The following is a 500-nucleotide window of genomic DNA, read 5'->3' as shown; positions in this document are numbered from 1 at the left end:
CCGAACTTGTCGGACCCTTCTGGCAGTATCGAACACATGTTCGACACTGATGGGGCGGTGGGGTGTATCGAGGAGATGGCTTCGTCGGTGCGTGCGGAGTCGGCGGCGATCGCGGCGCGGTTGGGTGCGGTGTCGCGGTTGTATGCCCAGCGGTGTCGTGACTACGAGGAGGCCCAGTTCTGGGCCACCGATGTGTTCGAGGCGGTTGCCGCCGAGGTGTCGGCTGCGCAGAACATCAGCCGCTCGCGGGCGGGTTCGCAGGTGCGGATGGCGGTGTCGTTGTTCGAGCGCCTGCCCCGGGTGGCTGCGGTGTTCGCCGCCGGGGACATCGATTACCGGGTGTTGCGTCTGGTGATCGCGCGGACCGACAACGTCGATGACGAGATCGTCGGGGAGCTGGATGCGGCGTTGGCGGCCCGGATCGGGCGGTGGAACCGGCTCTCGGAGACCAAGCTGCGTGACCGGCTGGACCGCTGGGTCGCCAGTTTCGATCCGGCCGG

The 500-nt window shown here is 67.6% G+C and carries 1 protein-coding gene; it reads left to right on the top strand.

The window, feature by feature from the left end; translation table 11 throughout:
• Positions 1–36: 36 nt before the first annotated feature.
• A partial coding sequence (locus tag ACXAID_RS28395) for a DUF222 domain-containing protein (RefSeq protein ID WP_475025473.1) occupies positions 37–500 on the top strand: 464 nt, incomplete at its 3' end.

The organism is Mycobacterium sp. ABE4_509 (assembly GCF_056160785.1).
Note: the sequence above shows the minus strand (reverse complement) of the source record. Positions and strands in the feature narration are given on the sequence as shown.